Annotated in this window: 17 protein-coding genes and 2 pseudogenes; 10 read left to right on the top strand and 9 right to left on the bottom strand. The window is 46.6% G+C overall.

Going from position 1 to position 21,325, the window contains the following annotated elements:
• Positions 1-331: 331 nt before the first annotated feature.
• Positions 332-1,726, bottom strand: coding sequence for a phthiocerol/phthiodiolone dimycocerosyl transferase family protein (locus QUB30_RS05325; protein ID WP_333330141.1), 1,395 nt, complete (start codon positions 1,724-1,726; stop codon positions 332-334).
• 477 nt (positions 1,727-2,203) lie between these two features.
• Here QUB30_RS05325 and QUB30_RS05320 point away from each other — a divergent pair, with 477 nt between their 5' ends.
• The 3 genes and pseudogenes from QUB30_RS05320 to QUB30_RS33765 all read left to right on the top strand — a co-directional run.
• Complete coding sequence (locus tag QUB30_RS05320) at positions 2,204-2,599, top strand: hypothetical protein (protein WP_333330138.1); 396 nt, start codon at positions 2,204-2,206, stop codon at positions 2,597-2,599.
• 28 nt (positions 2,600-2,627) lie between these two features.
• Positions 2,628-2,816, top strand: coding sequence for a hypothetical protein (locus QUB30_RS05315; protein WP_333330135.1), 189 nt, complete (start codon positions 2,628-2,630; stop codon positions 2,814-2,816).
• A 34-nt stretch (positions 2,817-2,850) separates the two neighbouring features.
• Positions 2,851-3,030 (top strand): annotated as a pseudogene (locus tag QUB30_RS33765) (response regulator transcription factor); the annotation flags it as partial.
• A gap of 131 nt (positions 3,031-3,161) precedes the next feature.
• On the opposite strand, the gene QUB30_RS05310 reads toward QUB30_RS33765, so the two are convergent.
• The 4 genes from QUB30_RS05310 to pyrE all read right to left on the bottom strand — a co-directional run bounded on the left by QUB30_RS05310 (position 3,162) and on the right by pyrE (position 7,059).
• On the bottom strand, positions 3,162-3,647 hold the full coding sequence (locus tag QUB30_RS05310) for a hypothetical protein (protein WP_333330132.1): 486 nt from the start codon (positions 3,645-3,647) through the stop codon (positions 3,162-3,164).
• A gap of 319 nt (positions 3,648-3,966) precedes the next feature.
• Entirely contained in the window at positions 3,967-5,253 is a 1,287-nt protein-coding gene (gene dcm, locus QUB30_RS05305; RefSeq protein ID WP_333330129.1) for a DNA (cytosine-5-)-methyltransferase, read from the bottom strand.
• 53 nt (positions 5,254-5,306) lie between these two features.
• Positions 5,307-6,359 (bottom strand): restriction endonuclease, encoded by a 1,053-nt coding sequence (locus tag QUB30_RS05300; RefSeq protein ID WP_333330126.1) that lies wholly within the window; start codon positions 6,357-6,359, stop codon positions 5,307-5,309.
• 124 nt (positions 6,360-6,483) lie between these two features.
• Complete coding sequence (gene pyrE, locus QUB30_RS05295; RefSeq protein ID WP_333330123.1) at positions 6,484-7,059, bottom strand: orotate phosphoribosyltransferase; 576 nt, start codon at positions 7,057-7,059, stop codon at positions 6,484-6,486.
• An 84-nt stretch (positions 7,060-7,143) separates the two neighbouring features.
• On the opposite strand from pyrE, the gene QUB30_RS05290 reads away from it, so the two are divergent.
• A complete protein-coding gene (locus QUB30_RS05290; protein ID WP_333330120.1) occupies positions 7,144-7,671 on the top strand; it encodes a hypothetical protein in 528 nt (175 codons plus the stop codon).
• A gap of 176 nt (positions 7,672-7,847) precedes the next feature.
• Here the strand turns inward: QUB30_RS05290 and QUB30_RS05285 are convergent, their stop codons facing one another.
• Together QUB30_RS05285 and QUB30_RS05280 are read right to left on the bottom strand one after the other, a co-directional pair.
• Complete coding sequence (locus tag QUB30_RS05285) at positions 7,848-8,594, bottom strand: pentapeptide repeat-containing protein (RefSeq protein ID WP_333330117.1); 747 nt, start codon at positions 8,592-8,594, stop codon at positions 7,848-7,850.
• Positions 8,595-8,614: 20 nt separating this feature from the next.
• A complete protein-coding gene (locus tag QUB30_RS05280) occupies positions 8,615-9,259 on the bottom strand; it encodes a hypothetical protein (RefSeq protein WP_333240629.1) in 645 nt (214 codons plus the stop codon).
• 337 nt (positions 9,260-9,596) lie between these two features.
• On the opposite strand from QUB30_RS05280, the gene QUB30_RS05275 reads away from it, so the two are divergent.
• Positions 9,597-9,911: a WGxxGxxG family protein gene (locus QUB30_RS05275; RefSeq protein ID WP_333330113.1), complete on the top strand. Its 315-nt coding sequence runs from the start codon at positions 9,597-9,599 to the stop codon at positions 9,909-9,911.
• A gap of 382 nt (positions 9,912-10,293) precedes the next feature.
• Here the strand turns inward: QUB30_RS05275 and QUB30_RS05270 are convergent, their stop codons facing one another.
• Complete coding sequence (locus QUB30_RS05270; RefSeq protein WP_333330110.1) at positions 10,294-15,648, bottom strand: PAS domain-containing protein; 5,355 nt, start codon at positions 15,646-15,648, stop codon at positions 10,294-10,296.
• Positions 15,649-15,829: 181 nt separating this feature from the next.
• Here QUB30_RS05270 and QUB30_RS05265 point away from each other — a divergent pair.
• Together QUB30_RS05265 and QUB30_RS05260 are read left to right on the top strand one after the other, a co-directional pair.
• Positions 15,830-16,677: pseudogene (locus tag QUB30_RS05265) on the top strand (creatininase family protein).
• Positions 16,678-16,785: 108 nt separating this feature from the next.
• The gene (locus tag QUB30_RS05260) at positions 16,786-17,541 is read left to right on the top strand and encodes a DUF561 domain-containing protein (RefSeq protein ID WP_333330107.1); all 756 of its coding nucleotides are present in this window, start codon (positions 16,786-16,788) and stop codon (positions 17,539-17,541) included.
• A 183-nt stretch (positions 17,542-17,724) separates the two neighbouring features.
• Here QUB30_RS05260 and QUB30_RS05255 read toward each other — a convergent pair whose 3' ends face one another.
• The gene (locus QUB30_RS05255; RefSeq protein ID WP_333330103.1) at positions 17,725-18,402 is read right to left on the bottom strand and encodes a calcium-binding protein; all 678 of its coding nucleotides are present in this window, start codon (positions 18,400-18,402) and stop codon (positions 17,725-17,727) included.
• A gap of 80 nt (positions 18,403-18,482) precedes the next feature.
• Between QUB30_RS05255 and QUB30_RS05250 the strand changes: the two genes are divergently transcribed.
• From QUB30_RS05250 to dprA, 3 genes are all read left to right on the top strand, one after another.
• Positions 18,483-19,130 (top strand): DUF2301 domain-containing membrane protein, encoded by a 648-nt coding sequence (locus tag QUB30_RS05250; protein WP_333330101.1) that lies wholly within the window; start codon positions 18,483-18,485, stop codon positions 19,128-19,130.
• Between the two features lie 146 nt (positions 19,131-19,276).
• Positions 19,277-19,930, top strand: a complete 654-nt coding sequence (locus tag QUB30_RS05245) for a YdcF family protein (RefSeq protein ID WP_333330098.1) — start codon at positions 19,277-19,279, stop codon at positions 19,928-19,930.
• 180 nt (positions 19,931-20,110) lie between these two features.
• Positions 20,111-21,262 (top strand): DNA-processing protein DprA, encoded by a 1,152-nt coding sequence (gene dprA, locus QUB30_RS05240; protein WP_333330095.1) that lies wholly within the window; start codon positions 20,111-20,113, stop codon positions 21,260-21,262.
• The last annotated feature ends 63 nt before the right edge of the window (positions 21,263-21,325 follow it).

Here is a 21,325-nt window from a genome sequence, read left to right as displayed (position 1 = left end):
TTTGGCTGGCATACATTCTAACTAATGAGCGCTTATTTTATATTTATATTATACAATCTAGCTGCGTATCAGCTTACTGCTTTTTTTGTCGAGTAATTTAATCGTAATTTTTACTGTGCCTGAGCCTAGCATTTTGTAAAAGCGATTTTTCGATCAAAAAATAAAGGAGATAGTCCTGGACGCAACTGTCACAGGACTATCGATTTGTAGGGTATCCCGGACTCCGTTTTCTAACGATTATCGAGGGTGTAGGGATAGTAGAGTAACTTACTATCTATGCAAGTTGCATCCACCAGCACTGGGAGCTCGATCGCCGTAACAACGGGCGAAATCATTTGGCAATTTCTGCCAATTCATCAGTTGATTTTGGTGTATCTGGATTCTGCCAAGCGCAATCTCCTTTACTAGATTCAATCAGACAGGAGATAAGGCTATCAACAAGTATCTCCGCTGTCTCCCCGCTAATTGACGGCTCAGAGAACATAAAATTCAAAGTCATTTTGCCCTCAAAAGTTGTCACAGCAGCAGTCAAAACACCCCCAACCGTAGCCAATCCGGCAAGATAGCTGATTTCCTCTAGTTTAAAATCCCCATAAATACTGGGAATATTGACTCGACCAACATTGGTGAGAGCTACTGTTGCTGGGGCGCGATCGCAATCTTTCAGTATCAACTCAATCATTGTTTTTAAAATTAAAAACGGGACAAAAATATCGCTGTTATTTAACTGGCTTTCCAGTTGTTTTCTCACATCCCGTGCTAAATTCCAAAAAGATGTGCGAGGTTTCAAAGTGTGAAATGATATCGCAGCGCTAACCAGTACGCCCAAATTTTCGGGATGAACAACTGGTGACAGGCGTCTCCTTAAATCAACATACGAGTGACAGCTAACGCGCACATCTCTTTCATTTCCCATTGCGATTTTTTTCCCTACTGCAAACATCATCGCTGCACAGATAGCCGTTTGCACCGTTGTTTTTTCCTGTTTGCAACGATTGACAATTTGTTGAGTCAATGTTTCGTCTAGTTGTCTTCTAATCCACCCGCAATGACGCGAGTCAAGAGGTACGCACTTTTCAAAACTTAATGTTTCCGGGCGATACCAAAGCTTCTTGAACCTCAAATGCCACACAAATAACATAATACTCAGCATCCCTCTCAATCCCTTCATTGAAGCAGGTACTAAATCGTAAAGCAGTGGAAGCGGTTTCAAGCTAGTTCCCGGGTTTAGTGGATCGCGCGATGCAATTTTCTGGCAATATGTCAAGATTTCTGAATGCAGTTGGATGCTGGATAACCCATCTGTTATCGCATGGTGGATTGTGCCGATTAAATAACTGGTTTGGGCATCTTTTTCAGGAGGAAGGAACACAAATCGAACTAAACCTTTACTGCTATCAAATCCTGAATTTATCTGCTCTAAAACAATATCATTTAACTGCCGCTCCTGCAGGACACGCAAAGGGATTGTTTGCGTTTCTTCGGTTTCAAAACGGAGACTATCTAATTCACCAACAATGCGAGAATTAAGACGGGGGTGGCGAGACTGAACCAAGTCTAGAGCTTTTCTGACAATTTCTTCAGTCAAGGGGCCGGTAATGCGGCTAATTGTCACTACATTGTATGTACCAGAGTAGCGATTTGCGATCTCCATCCCTTGCTCAATGGGGACGAGTTTTCTGTTTTTAAGACTATTCTCATATTTTGAAGTATGATGAGTCGTCATTGTTAATGTTTCTATTTTTGGTTTTACAGCAATGAGTTTTGAAGTTTATACCTATCACGATCTGGCCAGTATTTCTAAATAAATGCCAGTATTTTGAGTGCAGGCAGTTTTAGTTTTATGTTTAACTTTCATACTACCATCCTCTTGCGTAGCTTAAGAGTGGATTCTCAATTGGGTTTCAAGCGCATGCAATATCAACTAACCTCATCGTAGAAATTATACCTCAAACAAACATCTGAAAAACGTCTCGAATCCCAGCTCGAATTTTCCAGAGGGCTAGGTAAATCTCCTTACGACTTTAGATAGAGGTTCTGCACCCAGACTCAACGAAAGTCGTCAATTTATCTTTGGCTGTGCTGTCGCCGTAAAGCGTGCGTCTTAATGAAATGAAACACCACGCGATCGGCTCACCCTATCAATGGCTTATTGAAATTCCAACCCCAACCGTTTCGATTCTTGTTATACACCGAATGGGTGATGCTTGTCAGTTGGGGTTCTTTTGCCTTAATTGAAGTTTTTGAGCAGCAACATCTACCATTCCAACACATTCCGACCTTAGCAATCCTGGGAGGAATGGGATTGATGTTGCCAAAAAGTCCAACTGCGTTAAAATTGCTTTATACTTGCATTGAAATTGTCTTGATTTTTTATGGAGCAACGTTAGGTTATCTCCACATCTTACTCACGGTGTACTTAATTGTATTAATCCGCACTTGCTTTTTATTTGAAAAAGTGGGGCGGTGGACGATCGCTTGCTTGCCTTTATTCCTATTTCTAGTGGATCAAGTCCGGTACGTTCAAAATACTACTTTGTTGCTTTTAGGAGGACAACAAGAGGCATTTTGGATGCACTTAGACGCAGATCATTGGTGAGCAGTTTCCAGATACCCAAGTTATAGTTTTGAGTACCTTTGATGACGACCAATATATTGATGATTCGATGCGAGCCGAACCGAAGGGTTATTTGCTTAAAGATATGCCGATTGATGAGTTGCTGCAAGCTATTCGGCTAGCCATACGCGGCTATACTCAATTAGCGCTAGGATTCCTGGCAAAAGCTAATAGCAAAGGTTCCTCAATCAAAAGCTGATAGCAAATAACCTCCACAAGATTTATCTCAATTAACGCCTCGCAAACAAGAGGTGTTGCATTTAATTAGCAACGGTGCAACCAACCGCGAAATTGCTGAAAAGTTGTATATTGCGGAAGGAACTGTTCAAACTCACGTGACGCATTTGTTAGCGCGCTTGGAACTAAAAAATCACTCGCCGTTGTCTATTTTTGTTAATACAGCATTGAGATAGAAGATTTACTTTGATATGTTGCAGCTTATTTCTATATATTTATCCTTCCCTTAAAGTTTTAATACCTCGGGTGCGTTAACGCCGTGTAACGCACCGCCAGCCTCATGCAGCATTTGATCTAAGTAACAGATTTACCTGGATATGTTAGCTCGCGCTGTTTCTTGGCACGTTGAAAGAATGCGCCGATCGTTTGAGCTAATTGTGCGAATAGAATGCAGATTGGTTAGCTGAGTATTGATTTCAACTGTTTGAATTTTTCCGGCTGAGATTGCCTTCCCGTACAGTGTATTTCCCTGGATTTTACCAGTGAAGCACGCAAAGTCCGATCGCGGCGCGTAGATTGCACCGACCACCCGATCGTTCTGGCGTTGAAACACAATGTAGTTTTGAAGAACTTGGTTGGGCTGTGGCGAATCTCCGTACAGGTAAATACCATCTGGCAAAGCAGCAACATTAGTCTTAGATGGGTTTTGTTGTGCTTGAATCGGTTGTTGCTGAATGCCAACACCAATTAGTGTCAGAGGACAAATAAAGGCTGTTGCGAGTAGTTTCCATTTCCCTTTAACAGATGCAGGTAAAATCATTTCTGCTTCTCCTTGCGCGGGGTCATCTAACATATTAAAACAGTCTTCTCTAGTTAGTATATCACTCAGGTTATAATTTCTCTCTGCTAAAATCTGCCGATTGGTAGAGATTTTGAATCTGAAAGGTTGCGCTTGTTTAACACCGAAAACTTTATTTTCCCTTGTCCTCCAAGTGCCTGACCTGATTTTGATAGAATTAGAGCGAGCATAGTTTATAGTTTCATTCAATAAAACACCGATCTAAGGTTGATGCCGATGCTTTGACGGAATTATAGAAGTTTTTGGCTGAGGAACCTGTAACGCAAAGCTAGTTGCTAGGGTGGGCGGAGTGTTTCCGCCCACCCTTCCCAATTCACCAGGCGCTAACTTTTTGTTTGGTAGAGCACAAAACATTCTGGATAACTTCTAGAGCAACAGCTTTAACTACATTAATACTTACACTATTACCCAGTTGATGATAAGCTTTCTCATCATTAGGATGCAGAATAAAACTATCGGAAAAACCTTGTAACCGCGCCGCCTCGCGGGGAGTAATCCTGCGGACTCGGTTATGATAGTAAACTCCTAATCTATTAGCATCACTGGCAACAATTGTTACCGAAATTTTCTGCGGATCGAGAAATTTATAGACTTCAAAGGAAAAGTTACCGGATACAGGTTTGTATTGATTGTTGTTCCGTTGCAGGTACTTTTTTGTTACCAAAGAATCCAGAATTTCATCAAGATTGTGATGAGGGAAAAAAGTAGCTATTTGCTCTTTAGTTAATAGCTTACCATCTTGGTCAGCTCCAAATTCTTTATTGCGCCTTTTCAATATAAAAATATTCATTAATTCAATTTCGTCGAAACTGCACTCGCCTCGCAAACCCAGTTCCCAAGAATGAATCGAATTGCCACCGCGATAGTCAATTAGCCGCCTACCGTGCAGTCGGCTGAAATCATTGTTAACTATTTGTTTCAAGGCATTAACAAATTCTGGCGAACAATCATATTTTGGATCGGGATTGTCTTCCAAGATATCTGCAACTGTGACAGGTTGACTTAACGGGGAAAATAACGATAGCTGTTGATGACTAGAGGAATGCGAATCTTTTGGGCCTAAGTCGGAAATTAACGCAAATTGGGGCGAAGCATTTAAAATTCCTACTAGGTAAACTCGGACACGGTTCTGAGGTAAACTAAAGTTAGAGCTGTTGAGCAAAAAATAATCGAAGCTGTAACCTCGGCTTTTGATTTCGCCCTTAATAGTTTCGAGAGTTCTGCCGCCGTCGTGGCTGACAAGCCCCCGCACGTTCTCGAAAATAAATGCTTGAGGTTTAAAGGTATCAATTAACCTTGCAATCTCAAAAAATAGGGTGCCTCTGGTGTCTCCAAATCCCTCTTTTTTGCCAGCATAGGAGAAAGATTGGCAGGGAAATCCCGCTAGTAAAATTTCATGTTCAGGCAGTTTGTCAATTAATCGGATGTCGCCTAAAGGTGTGTCGGCAAAGTTTTGCTGGTAAACTAACTGAGCGTCGGGATTGATTTCGCTGCTTAATACGCATTCTGTTTCCAGATTCAAGGAACGAGCGGCGGATTCAAATGCTAATCTCATGCCGCCTATTCCTGAGAATAAGTCAATAAAACGGATTTTTGGCATAATAATTTTAGTTAGTTTAGATTTTAACACCATTTCTTCAGTATACCATCTCTTTACTCCTTGTTAGGCACAAAGTAATCCCTCAAAAAATTGCAAAGTACATTAAGTTCATTGTGGGAGAATGCAACAGTGCAATGACTATACTTACACAAGGTTCTGATCGCATTTTCCCTCTCAAAGTTACCAGCGCCATCAATGACATAAGCCATTTTATAACCTGCATTTTCAATCTGCTCAAATCTAGCTCTTGCTTGTCCAGCTTTACGTTCAATTACACTATTTGTTGTTACCTGAAAGCTAATCTCTATTGCAACAAACTTATCTTCTTTAGAAATAACCAGATCAAATGTTGTTAGTCCTTTTTCGCTTTCTTGGTCAGTATGTCTAACGCCGGGTAAATGAGCGTTAGGTCTAATAGCTATATCTATAACCCCTAAATTATCTTGTAAGTATTCTTTGACAAAGTTTTGAGCGATTTGACCTAAAGTATTGGATTGTGATCCAGAGGTTATCCGGCTAACCCAGATATATCGTTGTTTAATAAACTTATTTAATTTATCGGGTTGACCTAAGTAATTACCAATTTCACATTTAGCTAGAACCTCAGCGCTTTTTTCATTCAGTGAACTAGCGCCGAACAAAAGAATTGCTATTAAATCTTTATGTGCCAAAGAGAGAGATTGATTTTGGAGTATTTTTTTACCGTCAATCCCTAGTTTATTATTGGTTAGTTGACCTGATGCTGGTAGAAAAGTGAATTGATAAGAGTAAGTTTGCAGGTTCCAAAGGTAATCTAATCTCTTTAAGGGAAACATAGAATTAAACTGACTATTCACTCTTTTTATCATTTCCCCCCCAAAGTCCGCCAGTACAATTAAATGCTTCAGGAACATATTTGCAGAAAGTGTTGAAGCTTCTACTATTTGAAATAATCCGCTTAACTCCGAAACTGGGACACTAAGAATAGCAATAAATTGCTCTTGAGTTTCTATCAATTTTGGTATGACACTGAGTTCTGCTTCCTTTTGAGATAAGTCGGAAGGCCAAAACATAGAAGCTAACTCACGGATTTCTTCAACTGTTCTTATGTAATTTTGAGTTGACATTTTTGGTTTTGTGTGATACGAAGTGCTGTGAGTATGATGAGATCGCCCGCCCTTCTCGCTATTAAATGTTCGGCGGCCGTTGACGCGATTCTTCAGGGGAGGAGGCTGGCGATCGCACTTTTCCCTATTTTTTGTTAGCCATCCACTTTTGAAGATCGTTAATCGTAAAAACTGTTTCAAAGTTTAATCCAACAGATTGATAAAACTCCGCACCACCTTGCTCTCTGTCAATCAGCGACAACACGCGATCGACTTTATAACCCGCACCCCGCAACCGTTCCACCGCCTGCATCGCCGACTTGCCCGTCGTCACCACATCCTCCAAAACCGCCACATTCGTCCCCTCTGGCAACAGCGGCCCCTCAATATACGCCATTGTCCCGTGTCCCTTCGTCTCCTTTCTGACAATTAAAGCTGGTATAGGTCGATCGCCCAAAGCCGAAACCACGCTCACCGCAGTTACAATCGGGTCAGCACCCAAAGTCAAACCGCCCACGGCTTGCACATCCGGCGACAGCATAGACAACAGCAAACGTCCCGTTGCCAAAGCACCTTCAGCGTGCAGCGTCACAGGTTTGCAGTTAATGTAATAAGAACTTTTCTGCCCCGAAGACAGCACAAAATCGCCTTCACGATAAGCAAACTCGCACAACAAATCTAGAAGTCGATCGCGCAACACCTTTAAATCCGCAGCATCCATAACTCACACCGTGTAAAAAACACAAATAATCCGCCGATAATCAGTTTATAGTGGAATCGGAATTAATTAAGGAGGCTGAAAAATATGAGTCGAAAGTTAAAAAGCCTGAGCGGCGCGTTGATTCTCGCTGTCGCCTCTGCCGCACTGGCATCCGTCAAACCAGCTCAAGCACAAACCGAGCGATTTCACCCGATTTCTGACGACTTCAACCGACAATTCTTTGAAGCTTCAGGAGACTTTTACCACAACGTTAGCTTGCAAGGTTACTTTGGCGACTATTTAGGCATAGGTTCCCCCAGCGGCGTCGTTGCCTTTCCCGAAAAAGAAATCGAGAGGGATGCCAGCCGCGTCAACGGCCTCTACCGACGAATAATGCAGCGGCAAGTTTCCAGCGACCCGATTCTCCGCGTCCCGGATGCAGTTAATCCCTTCGATGCCTCAGTCATGGCACTGCCTGCAGCTTGCCAGCTAGCACCTCAACCGAGCGGCTGTTTCGCCACTCCCGCCGGACTCCAAGATCAGTTTACACTTCCAGCACAGCAGGAAGGTTCACAGACAGATCCAGGGCCAGTTAGAGGACTTTATCAAGTATCGCCTGCTGGCAAAAATTAATCGATCGACAGTTGCGAGTTTTGAGCCGAGGCGGGTTTACTAAATTTCGGATTTGTATTAGAGAGAAAGTCTGAACCCGCCTAAAAATTTACTTTTTGGCAATCCTTTCGGTAAACGCGCAACTGGCTTTTTTTCACGATCGCGGTTATTTTACAAGAATAAATATTATCCAATATTTATGGAACAATGCTGCCGTCAGGCATGATTGTTCTTTTGAAAAGAGCTTCGCCCAGATTAGCTCCCGCCAAGTTCGCACCTCTGAGATTTGCCCCGGTCAAATTCGCCCCTCTCAAATCAGCTTTGCCGAGGTTTGCCCACCGAAAATCAGCAGCGCTCAACTCCGCAAAATTGAGATTTGCCCTAAAAAGATATGCTCCAGTGAAGTGAGCTTCTCCGAGGTTAGCTTTAGAGAAATTGGCTGCATAACAATGTGCTTCAATCAATTCGGCTTGAGGGAGATTGGCTTGACTGAGATTAGCACAGTTGAAGTTTGCGCCCATCGCATTAACTCGAAACATCACCGCACCGATTAAATTCGCATCTCCTAAATCAGTTTGTTGGAGATTGGCACCGCTAATGTCCGCCCCAATTAAATTAGCACCGCTCAAATCCGCTCCTCTGAGGTCAGCCGCTTGGAGGTTTGTGCCAGTTAAGTTAGCTTTAATCAAATTAGTTTCTAACAGTTGCGCTCCGGAAAGATTTGCTAAACTGAGGTTAGATTCGGCTAAGTTTGCCGCAATTAATTTAGCCTTAAACAAATCTGCTTTAAAAAGGTTCGACCGCCAAAGATGCGCGCCTCTGAGATTTGCTTGTGCCAGATTAGCTTCGCTCAGATCCGGTTCTAGATTCGGGTTGAGATTTCTCCACTCAATCCAAGTAACTGCACCTTTTTTCAGGAGCGCTAAATGCTGTTTGTTTGCCATAATTACATCTCCTTTAACGGCTATTCCTTGCGGCCAAAAATTGCTGGATTTTCCCGACCAGCCACGCTTTCCACCGCCGCAATTGCTGCCTGGGAACCCGCTATAATATCTCGTTCTGCGCCGCCGAGGTAAAGCCGTCCGAAACTACCGACAGCCTGAACCTCTAAGATGTTAATAGATGCGCCTTTTTCTGCTTCATTTGCCGCCAGCGCTGCATAGGCCGCCGGTTCTACTTCTAAGACGTAAAGCGTTTGTCCCGCCAGCAGCAACTGTCCGCGGCGGGTGCGGTTGATTAATTGTGTTTGGTGGGCGTCAATATTGCGAATAATTTGACTGGAAATCACTCGCGGTTTGATACATTCTTCTCTGCGGACTCCAATGAATTCTAGAATTGCTTTACCTGCGGCCCGCGTTTCCCCCTGCTGACTCGAGTGTACTTCCAGAAGGCCGTACAAGCGTTCGACTATCTGCACTCCCGGGCGCACGGAGGCAGATTTGAGGGCGACATCGGTAATTCGGTTAATTTCGATACCGGGCGAGATTTCTATCCACAGCGACGCATCCCCCGGCAGCGGCAAGAATCCGGCGGCGACTGTGCCGATGTATGCTGCGTGCTGCGGCTGCAAATTGTCTAGAAATACGTAGCTGCGTAGCTCTATTCCCAAAAGTTTTTATCTCCGTCGATCGAGTTCCAACTGTTCTCTGTGCAATTGTTTGTGCAATATCTGAGTTTACCTTTTTTTGTCAACAACACCTTGTCTGTTGTCGGGAAATGCCGGAGTGCCTCACAACCTAGTGAGGTGCCAGACCCGCGATTTATAGTACCCGAGTGCTTCCGCGAGCAATTTTTAATTTCGTGCGCCTGCTAAAAATTTGATATCAATCTGTAGTTATACGTGGAACTTAGCAATGTTTACTGCTAGAGGTGGATTTAACTTTAAAAGCCGATCGATATAGTTGTGATAGTTAAAGATTTTTCCCAACGCAGAGAGCATTTGAATTATGAAACGTTCTGATTTATCCAAAGCAATCGGTGCAGGTATTATAGCTGCTGGTTTAGCCATAGCACCAGCTCATCTGCCTGCTTCTGCTCAGACAGATACAACTGGCGGCACTAACAGCACCACCACCACCACCACCACTCCTCGCTCGGATGTCTACAATACAGAGACCGATCGCGATTTTGATTGGGGATGGTTGGGCTTGCTCGGCTTGTCTGGTTTGTTGGGTTTGATTCCCCGCAAACGCGAAGAAAATGTCCGCTACACCACTACAACCGCAGATCGTGACCCCGCCGTTCGCACTGACTACCGCTAAGAATCGAGTCTTAGGGCTGTGGGCATGATGCAGGGACAGGATGTTTTAACCTGTCCGACCAGCACCAATAATCCTCAAAAAACCTCCACCGGTGGGGTTTTTTTGTTGGAGATGATGCGCTATCGAACGACAAGAAAATTGGTTGCATCTGAGATATTTTACCATTTTCCTGAAAAGGCTTTCCGGCCTGTTCCACAACAGACGAATTTTATTGTGGGCCATTACTCCTAGCCCGTCAATAAAACGCTGATTGAGAAGGGTGCAATATCTCAGATCGTACCGGACTTGAGATTATTAACTTCTTTTTTTCTTCCTTTATTCCTTCGCGTTCTTAGCGTCTTCGCGGTTCGTTAAATAAAGACTTTTCAGACACAAAAACACCTTAAAAAATATTTTCGCCAGAACTATCGAGTACCTCCCAAATCGCCTGCACCAACTTATCGGGGTCTAAAGGCTTAGCAATGTGGCGCTGGAACCCCGCAGCCAGGGCCTGCCGATAGTCAATCTCTCCAGCATAAGCGGTGAGGGCGATCGCCGGAACCAGTCCCCCTCGGTCAGGCGGGAGAGCCCGAACCTGCCGCAGCAACATATAACCGTCAGTGTCGGGCATTCCAATATCGCTCAACAGCAAATCCGGCACAGACTCAGCTAAAACCGCCAAGGCATCGGCGGCGTTAGCAACTGCTGTAACACTTGCCCCACAATCCTCAAGCAGAAAAATCACCAAATCTCGGGCATCGGCATCATCATCCACCGCTAACACCCTGATACCGCTCAAATTGAAGGATTGTTCCGGCGGCGCAGTTCCGGCAGGACTTGCCTGAGGTTGCACGGGCATCAGGGGTATCCAGACGGTCAAGGTTGCGCCTTTGCCTTCGCCGGAACTGGCGGATTTCACCGTGCCGCCGTGGAGTTCGACGAGATGGCGGACGATCGCCAATCCTAAACCCAAACCGCCAAACTTGCGCGTCATCGAGCTGTCAGCTTGTCGGAAGTAGTCGAATACATAGGGCAGAAAATCAGGTTCGATACCTTTTCCCGTATCAGTTACAGTAATTTGGGCCTTGGTGTCAACCCGATCGAGAACGACTTCGATTTTGCCTCCCGGCGGGGTGAACTTGACGGCATTTGACAGCAAATTCCAGACTACCTGCTGAAGTCTGCCCGCATCGCCCAACACCGGGCCCAGATGCGGTGCAAATTGAGTGCTGATTTGAATCGACTTGACTTGGGCCGCCAGACGCACCGTTTCAATAGCACCGCCGATGACCGCGGCTAAATCCACAGGTGCAATATTCAAGCTGACCTTGCCTTGCAGAATCCCCGACACGTCGAGCAAATCTTCGATAAGCTGGGTTTGCAGTTTGGCGTTGCGCTCGATCGTCTCTAAGGCATAACGCTGCTTTTCCGGTGTCAGAATGTTCGATTGAAGCAGCTTCGTCCAGCCCACAATCGGGTTTAAGGGAGTCCGCAATTCGTGGGACAAAACAGCCAAAAATTCATCTTTGACGCGGTTAGCGCGTTCTGCTTCTTCCCGGGCTGCCTTTTCCCGCGCTAGAAGGCGTTCCCGTTCGGCTTCTGCAACTTTGCGATCGGTAATGTCAGTGTTGGTACCGCACCAGCGCAGCACCTTGCCTCCACCGTCGCGAATCGGCACGGCGCGGGAAAGAAACCAGCCGTAAGATCCGTCTTTGCCGCGCAAAGGGAAAGTATCTTCCCAGGCTTCACCTTTTTCAATGCAGCGCCTAAATTTTGCGACCACGCGATCGAGGTGTTCAGGGTGCAGCACCTGCTGCCAGCCCCAGCCTTGCATTTCCTCTAGGGTGGTACCCGTGTAGTCAAACCAGCGCTGGTTGTACCATAAAATCCCGCCAGTGACATCTGTCATCCAGGCCAACTGAGCGATGTTGTCAGCTAGAGCGCGGAACCGAGCCTCGCTTTCGTGCAGCTCGTGCAGTGCTCGCGCGTGCAGGATGACCGTCCAGAGGCGGGCCACCACTTCTTGCATCAGCCAAACTTCATCGGGCCGCCAGTGCCGAACTACCTTTGATGCCACCAGCAAAAGAGCCACCCAGCGTCCTTCCTGAAGGCAGGGAACATCGACCAAAGCGCGAATCGACACGGCACCGTAGTTATCGAATAAATGCGCTGTATGGGGGTAATTAGCGATATCTGAGATGACAAGTGTTTGACCTGCGATAGAGAGAGCTTTCAGTTCTGGGGTCTTAAAGTCGGAGATGGGATAGGTGCCGGCGGCGCTGGCAAGGTCGGACTCGTGCCAGTCTTGCCGGACAATTACTAGGTCGGCTTCTAGATCGATATCGTGCCACACGCAGCGATCGACCTTTAAATATTCTCCTAGACTTTTCATCGCTTCCCACAACATTTCTGCGGGGTTGAAGCGCTGCCGCAAGCGGACTTCGAGATCAAAAAGAAACTGCTCGTTGAGTTGGGCTTGTTTGCGATCGTGAATATCGGTATTCGTGCCGATCCACTCGACAATCTGGCCCCCCGCGCCGCGAATTGGCACGGCCCGGGACAAATGCCAGCGTTCCATCTGGTCTGCTGCCCGCCGCAGGCGCAGCTCAACTTGATAAACTTCTCCGGTGATTAGACATTCTTGCCAGCGGGCAAAAGCTTCTGCCGCATCGGACGGCGGCACCAGGGACTCCCAATTGTTGTGAGCGGCTTCCTCGTAAGACATTCCCAGATATTCCAACCATTTTTGTTGATTGGTAAAACGAATTTCTCCGGCGGAGTCTATGTTCCAAATCAGGTGGGGAAGCGACTCAGCCAGGAAGCGGAAGCGGCGGTCGCTTTCTGCTAAGCTTTCTTCGGCTCGTTTGCGATCGTCAATATCAATGCCGATACCCGCCCATTGCACCACCTGTCCCTTCGCGTCTTTGATGGGTACAAGTCGCGCTAGATGCCAGCGGTAGGTGTTGTCAAACCGCAGCACCCGACACTCGAATTCGTAGGCTTCTCCTGCTTCAATCGCCTGGGTGCGCGTGGGGACAACTGTTGGCAGATCCTCAGGATGAAATAAGTGCAGCACCGGTGCAGCCAGCGGCAATTGTGCTGGCTTGATGCCCGTGTAGCTTTTCCAGTGTTGGTTGCAAAACTCTAACCTGCCGTCGGCGGTGTTGATCCACATTAATTGCGGGACGCCATCGGCGATGGTGCGGTAGAGATTTTCGCTTTGCCGCAGTGCTTCTTCTATTTGCCGGCGCTCGGTTTTGTCCTGCATGATTTTCAGGAAACCTTGCACCTCGCCGGCTGCGTCGCGCAGGGGCATCACCAGCCCGCTGCCCCAAAAGCGGCTGCCGTCTTTGCGGACGTGCCAGCGCTCGTTTACTGCCTTTCCCTGAGTCAGGGCGAGGTGCATTTCTAGTTCCGGCTTTCCGGCTGCTGAGTCTTCTGGGGTGAAGATGATTCGTCCGTGCTGGCCGACGATTTCAGTTTCGGTATAGCCCAGCAATCTTTCCGCGCCTGAGTTCCAAGTGGTAAAGTGTCCGCCGATGTCGAGGGTGAAGATGGCGTAGTCTTTGGCGCTGTCGAGAATCAACTGCAGGTGGGTTTCGCGATCGCGCAGTGCAGCTTCTGCTTGTTTGCGCTGGGTAATGTTGCTGGTGAAGCCGACTATTTTGGTCACTTCACCTTGCTGGTTGCGGATCGAACAGCCGCGCTCCCAAACATCGATCCAGCGCCGATCTTCGTGCCGGACTCGGTACTCGACTTCGTAGCGCTCGGCACTTAAGATTGATTGCTCCCCGGCTTGGATGCGTGCCAAATCCACGGGATGGATGCGTTCTCTCCACCACTCTGGTGTTGCGGGTGCGTCCTCTGGGCGGACACCGACGATCGAGTACAGTCCCTCGGAACGGTAAACGGAGTTTGCTGCCAAATCCCACTCAAACACCAGGCCGTCGATCGCCCTTGTAGCTAACTGAAAGCGGTTGTTGCTTTCTTGCAAGGCGAGTTCGGCGATTTTGCGATCGGTAATTTCCTGTACCGCGACATTCATCCCGACAATCTCCCCGCCCGTGTCTTCGATCACCCACCAATTCACGAGCCAAGTGCGTACAACACCGGGTTGAGCTTTGGTTTCACCGCTGATTTCACAATTTTGCATCGGTTCTCCGGTTTCGAGAAGGCTGCGGAACACAGCTTCGGCTGTGTCTGCCAAGCCGGGGAATATTTCGCGCACCGTCCGGCCGATGTGCGTTTCCACGGGCAAGCCGTTGATTTGGGCTAACCGCTGGTTGAGCCGCACGTACCGCAAATCTGTGTCTAAAACGGCCAAACCGACGGGAGTTGTTTGGTAAAGCGACTCTATCTCTAGAAGTTGACGGCGCACGGTTTGCTCGCTCTGGTGCAGGGCGAGTTCGGCGTTTTTGCGATCGGTAGCATCAAATAATACTCCGATAAACCGCACTGCTTCGCCTGCCGCGTCGTAGAGATAGCGCCCGAACGCTCTCAACCAGCGGATTTCTCCGCTGTCTGCCCGGATGATCCGGTATTCGGGGGAGTAGAGCGATCGTGTTTGCCGAGCTGTTTCTATTGCCTGCAGGACTTGCTTTAAGTCGTCTGGATGCACGCTGTTTTGCCACACAGCGAAGGTTGTTTCGCCGCCCGGTACCGGTTCGCAGCCCAAAATGCTGAAATGGGTCGCCGACCAAATTACTCGATTTGTTCGCACGTCTAAATCCCAGGTTGCCATGCCTGAGCCTTCGATGGCGATGCTCAAACGTTCTTCGCTTTGTTTTAAGGCAATTTCAGTTTGTTTGCGATCGCTGATATCTGTGAGGGAGCCCACGGCCCGCAAGGGATTCCCTGACTCGTCCCAAATTGCTCGCCCTCTGGCTAAAATCCATTTGTAGCGCCCGTCGGAACAGCGAATGCGGTACTCGCAGCAGTAATGTGAGGTTTCGCGATCCAAGTGCTGCTGCCAATTGCTTTGCATTATCTCCAAATCATCGGGATGAATGTAGCTCAAAAATTGGCTGAAGTCCTTGACTTCTTCGGGCCGACGTTCCAAAATCTCTAAACCGCGATCGCTCAGGATCTGGCAATTGGTTTGCAGGTTCCGATCCCAAATGCCGTCGTTGTTTCCCTGCAAGGCTAGCTGCCAGCGTTCTTCGCTTTGTCGCAGGGCTTCTTTGGTTCGATCGGCGCGATCGATTTGTACGGCGGCAACGGCAAAGTCTGCTAGGGCGATCGCGATCTGCAAGTCTTCAGCATCGAATTGGCGATCGTCCTCGTGAGATACAATCCATATTGCCCCCAGCGGTTGATTTTCTGCTTGCAGCGGCACGACTAACGCTTCGGCGACCGGCAATTCTAGCTGCTGCAAGTCGGTAAAATATTGTTCGGGAGCGAAGTAAAGCTGGGGAGTTTGGCGATCGAGACCTGCTCCCGAAAAACACAATGTGCCGGGTATATTTCTATCTTCTGCTGCTTCCCACGCGCCCGCCAATGCCTCCCACCGAAATATTTGTTCGGAAGTTGCATTTTCTTCTAGCAAACAGACTCCGACACTTCCTGCGCCGCACAAATCTTTAGCGATCGCAACCAGTGTTTTGAGCAGCCTGTGGGGTGAGGTTGCCAATTGTCTAGCCAGCGTTTGCAGCGCTCGGTTTTCTGCTTTTCGATCGTGCGATCTAGGGATGCGGCGCGACAGTTCATTGGCGATCGGAATTTCGGTTAAATTAGTTTGTGGGGTTTGCCAAGCTTCCATCAATTAGTCGTCTCTAAGTCTTTCGGTTTGAGCTGGCGAGCGTATATCAGCACCTGTTCAATCATCTGCTATAAATTATAGCATTTACCGACAGACAGAATTAGTTATCTCTCTTGGTAATTACTTTTTTGTTTTCAGGCTAGTTGATTGCCTTGGTTGCCTTTACTCTTGTCGCGCTCTTATGCACAATTGTATTCCAGAATCGCGATTTTTTCCATATCTAACTCGGACAGAAATTCAGTCTATCCGGGATCGGGAAAATACTGTGATTATTCAGCCGCTAGGTGCGATCGAACAGCACGGCCACCATTTGCATTTAATTGTAGATGTGCCAGCGCGGCGGTGACAGGCAAAGCCCTGGCAAAGTTAGATGCAAATATTCCTGCTTAGGCTTTGCCGCCTTTGTAGTCTGGCAAGTCGAACGAACACTGCCATTTCCCCGGTACAATTATGCTCGGGGATCGGAAACTTTTAGCTGTAATCGGCGAAATGGCAGACAGTATTTACCAGGCTTGATTGCGGAAGTTAGTGTTAATGAATTGCCACGGCGGACAGCCGCAGGTAATGGAAATTGCGGCGCGGGACATTCATCGCAAATATCAGGATTTCTCGGTTTTTTCGCTGTTTATTTGACGGGTTGCGAATGTTGCTGCTGAATTATTCAGTCCGGGACGCAAAAACATCGCTACAACGAGAAACCGATTTTTTTTGGGAAGCGTGCGTCCTGGACTGTTATTCAGTGCGAAGGAGTTGGATTTTGGGATTCACGCTGGTGATGCAGAAACGAGTTTGATGTTGTCGATTTTGCCGTCGCAGGTGAAAATGGAACTGGCTGTTACAGAATATCCGAAGAATTTGCCGATCGACAGTTTGCTGAGTATGGAAGGCAATTTGCCTTTTGCTTGGCTGACGCAAGATTTGACTGAAAGCGGTGTGTTGGGCGATGCGGCGGCGGGGACGAAAGAAAAGGGGTCTCGTATTCTCGAATTTCTCTCTGACGGTTGGGTACAAGTTATCAAAGATGTTTAGAAATTTCGACAGCCGTGAGGTAATTAAAAATTAAGAATTAAAAATCAAAATTTGTTCTAATCCGTGTCAAAATGAGTCTAAGAAATTTTTTGAGTTGGAAAACTAACGATGAGTGTAAATTCTAAATTGCAGCGCGCATTTGAGCAAGGTCGCGCCCTGAAAATTATCAGCGGTTTAAATAATTTTGATGCCGCGAACGTTGCGGCTGTTGTCAAAGCAGCGGATCTCGGCGGTGCTTCCTTTGTCGATATTGCTGCCGATCGAGATTTGGTATTGATGGCAAAACAATTGACAAATTTGCCAATTTGTGTATCGGCTGTGGAAGCGGAAAAGTTTGTGCCTGCGGTAGAAGCTGGCGCTGATTTGATTGAAATTGGCAACTTTGATGCTTTCTACGCAGTAGGCCGCCGCTTTGAAGCTGAGGAAGTTTTGCAGTTGACTCGCGAAACTCGATCGCTATTTCCCAACATCACTCTTTCTGTAACAGTTCCCCACATTTTGGCACTCGACAAACAAGTGCAGTTAGCAACAGAATTAGTCAAAGCTGGCGCTAACATCATTCAAACCGAAGGCGGCACCAGCGCCCAACCAATTCACGCCGGCACCTTGGGATTAATTGAAAAAGCAGCACCTACTTTGGCCGCAGCCTTTGAAATTTCCCGCGCCGTATCCGTCCCCGTACTCTGCGCTTCCGGCATCTCCAGCGTCACCGCACCCCTCGCTATTGGAGCCGGTGCTGCGGGTATTGGTGTCGGTTCTGCTGTCAGTCAACTTAATAGCGAAGTGGCGATGATCGCGGCTGTTCGCAGTTTGGTTGAAGCTTTGGCTTTGGTTTCGCGATCGCACTTTGCGACTTCAATTTAATTAAGCAGGAAGTTCGGCAACGGATTAGCTTTCTTCGGATGTAACGGATGTCAGTCCGATGGAAGTCGGAAGAAGGAAGAAGGAAGAAGGAAGGTTTTTCCCCTTCTCCTACTCTCCCCTTCTCCCACTCTTCCATTCTTCCCCTCTTCCCCTCCCCCACTTTTCCCGTCTTCCAAAACTTCCTTAATAATTGATAAACCACACAGCATAATCATCTAATAACTGATTGTTTGGGGAACTTGCATCAACTGATTCTAAATCAGATAAAGGCAAGGTAAATGTTCTGCAATCGCCGACGCGCTGCACTTCCACAAATATCTCTTCTTCCTGAACCACCAAATCCTCCAACCGATTAATTGTGAATCTATCAGTATAAGAAGGTTTAGTTTTTTTGAGCCGTGCATATTCTTTTTTGCTGCCAGAACCCATTGTATATTCTTCTTCCCATTCAAACTCTTCTATGCCGGTAACGTGACAGGGAAGTTGAATATTTTGCTTGATGTACTCGAGATATTTGACTGAATTTTTCAGAGTACAATCAATATTTTTAGAACCCAAAATTTTGCTGATTTTAGTTTCAAATTGCTGGGTATTAAATGGGATATTTTCCTCGATATGCGCTAAAATTTCAGGATCGAACCCCGATCTCAATTCGGATAATTCCTCAAGCAGGCGCTGGAAGTCGTTTACCGGTTTGGGTCTTCTGCCTGCTACAATGGTTTCATCAAGCTGAACTGGAGGAAGGTCGGATTGTGAAGAAAGGGATTTGCTTTGATCTGGGCGATCGTCAAATTTAGATTGGTTAACTTTAGACTTGTTAACTTTAGGCTGGTTAAGTTTAGGCTTGTTAAATTTAGGCATCGCTCGGTCTCGCTGGCTCGGTTTATCAATAAAGTATATCTTGGCAGAAGTACATTCGTGTCTGATAGGAGGAAGCTATTATGCAACTACTGAAATCACCTGATGAATCGCCAGTCTATCAAGGACAATTCGGCGAATTTACGATTACTCAAAACGATCGCACGGGAGTGTTGATTTACCGCGCCGGATTGGGGGTGGCGGCGCTGTGTTTTGCGATCGGCGCTACTCTGGTGCTGCAACAGGGCGACAACCCGATGGCAATCCAAGCTGTAACGCCTGTTTTTGCTTGTTTCTGGATAGCTTTAGGCGTCAGCTTGGCAACTATTCACATTTACATGATTGCGCTGCACCGCACACTACAGGCGTTTTGGGCGATCGGCGGCGCGGCAGCATTGTTTGTCGCCCTACAAAGCAGCCAACCTCTAGCTTTAGCAGTGTACGAACATCCCGCCACGTTGTGGGGAATTGGCTTTACTTTTGCCGCCTTAAATGGCATTTATTTTAAGGAAGCATTCTGCTTTAATCGCCTCGAAACCAAGTTTTTGACTCCCGGAGTTCCTCTTTTAATTTTAGGACATATTTTCGGCTTTTTGTCAGCCGAAAATGAACAGTTTTTGCTGGCTATTTGGGCGGCTTTGTTTATCATCTTTGCTGTACGCAAGTTTTTTCAACCGATGCCGCAGGATATCGGGGATAAAAGCGTTTTTGAGTATCTGAAACACAAATAATTTGGGAATGGGGCATAGGGAATGGGGCATGGGGCCGAAGAGCAATTTGATCGCTCTCTCACTGTCCCACTATTTCCATTTTCCTGAAACCATTGGTATTGTGGCTTCTTCCATCTTCACATCGATTTTCTTCCTTATGCTCTAAAATGAGAATTCGTTTAATCCGTCGTCGAGAAATCTGGGCAATTACTAGGGAAGGTTGGGTAATTGCAAGCGCGGGGTTGATAATTTTAATGCTCTTAATTATTACAAATATCCATCCGTTTTTGGCGGTAAATGCGCCGATTAAAGCAGATATATTGGTTGTGGAAGGCTGGTTGCCCGATTATGCGATCGAAAGTGCGATCGCCGAATTCAAAAAAGGCGAATACCGCCAATTAATTACCACAGGAGTTCCTTTAAGTAAAGGCTACTATCTCGCTGAATATAAAAATTATGCGGAACTGACGGCAGCGACTTGTATTGCGCTAGGATTTGATAAAAACAAAGTAGTAGCAGTACCAGCAGCGAGTGTTGTGAAACACCGCACTGCTGCTTCTGCGATCGCACTTCGAGATTGGTTTTCTACTTCAGCTTTAAAAGTTAACTCAATTAATCTTTATTCCTTTGGCCCTCACGCCCGCAGAAGTTGGATTGTTTTTAAAGAAGTGCTGAATCCTGAGATTAAAGTCGGGATTATAGCGGCGGAACCGCAAGATTACAATTCCCAAGAATGGTGGAAATCTAGCGAAGGTTTTCGGACAGTAATCGGAGAAATTATTGCTTATATTTATGCCCGTTTCGTAGATTGGAAAACCTAGCCAGTAATTGTCAACTTCCCTCTTAATTCCCTTCGCGTTTTTAGCGCGTTCGCGGTTCGTAAAAAAATATTTATATAGCCGTTGTAAATCTGTAGAAAGAGAGGACAAGGCAGTGCCGTTTCCTACCATAATTCCACCAAAAATGATAAAATTCTTCTCAGATAAGTTGAGGGCAACTCGTTGTTAGAAGAACGCGCTTACTGGTTAGCATGGTCGCAAATAAACGGTATCGGGCCGATTTTGTTGCAAAGATTGCAGCAAAATTTCAATAGTTTGGCAGAAGCTTGGACGGCAAAATCAGTAGATTTAATGCGAATCGAAGGGTTTGGCAAGCAGATAATTGAAACCATTGTGCAAGAACGCAATAAACTCAATCCTGAAGAATTTATCGAAAAACATCTTATAAAAAATCCCTGTTTTTGGACGCCTGCCGATCCAGATTATCCCCGCTTATTATTGGAAATTCCCAATCCGCCACCAGTGTTGTATTATCGCGGTTTAGTTGATATAAAAGAGAATCACGGAATTACGCCGACGGTGGCAATGGTTGGTACTCGCAGCCCTTCGGAATACGGCAGAAGGTGGGCTCGCAAAATTAGTACGGCTTTGGCTAGAAGCGGTTTTACTGTGGTTTCGGGATTGGCGGCTGGCATTGATACAGAGGCTCATACAGGCTGTTTGGAGGCGGGAGGAAGGACTTTTGCAGTGGTGGGGACGGGAGTAGATATTGTATATCCTAAACAAAATGAGAGGTTGTGCGATCGCATTTTGCAGCAGGGATTGGTAATTAGCGAATATCCGGCGGGGACTCAACCGAATAAAACTAATTTTCCGCGCCGAAATCGCATAATTGCTGGCTTAAGCCGCGCTACAATCGTGATAGAAGCTCCGCATAAATCGGGTGCTTTAATTACTGCTTATCAAGCGAATGATTTTTGCCGGGATGTGTATGTTTTGACGGGCAGATTGGATGATGAGCGTTCCTTTGGTTGTTTGGAATTGCTGAGTAAAGGTGCTCATCCGATTCTGCCAAATAGCGATCGAATGTTAAGCGAAGACAGGTTGTTGGAAATGCTCGGAGCTATGCCAAAATTGGATAGAGCCGAGCAGTTGTCGCTATTTCCTCCAAATCCGACGGTTGAGAAGCAAGGGCCGCCGTTGGAGCCGGAATTGGCTAAGGTGTTAAGTGCGATCGCATCTGGGCCGATTTCTTTTGATACAATTGTGGAAGCAGCGGGATTAGAAGCGGGAAGAGTTTCTAGTATACTTTTGCAGTTGGAATTGTTGGGATTAGTTTCCCAGCTACCGGGAATGCGATATCAGCGATGCTGATTTGTAAGTAATACGGTTTAGGGCATTGGTGTCAACTTAAGTCTAAAACCCTCTTTATCTCTC

The sequence above is a fragment of the Microcoleus sp. BROC3 genome (genome assembly GCF_036702515.1).
In the GTDB taxonomy this organism is placed as follows: domain Bacteria; phylum Cyanobacteriota; class Cyanobacteriia; order Cyanobacteriales; family Microcoleaceae; genus Microcoleus.
The sequence above is the reverse complement of the archived record's forward strand: the minus strand, read 5'-3'. Positions and strand labels throughout refer to the sequence as shown.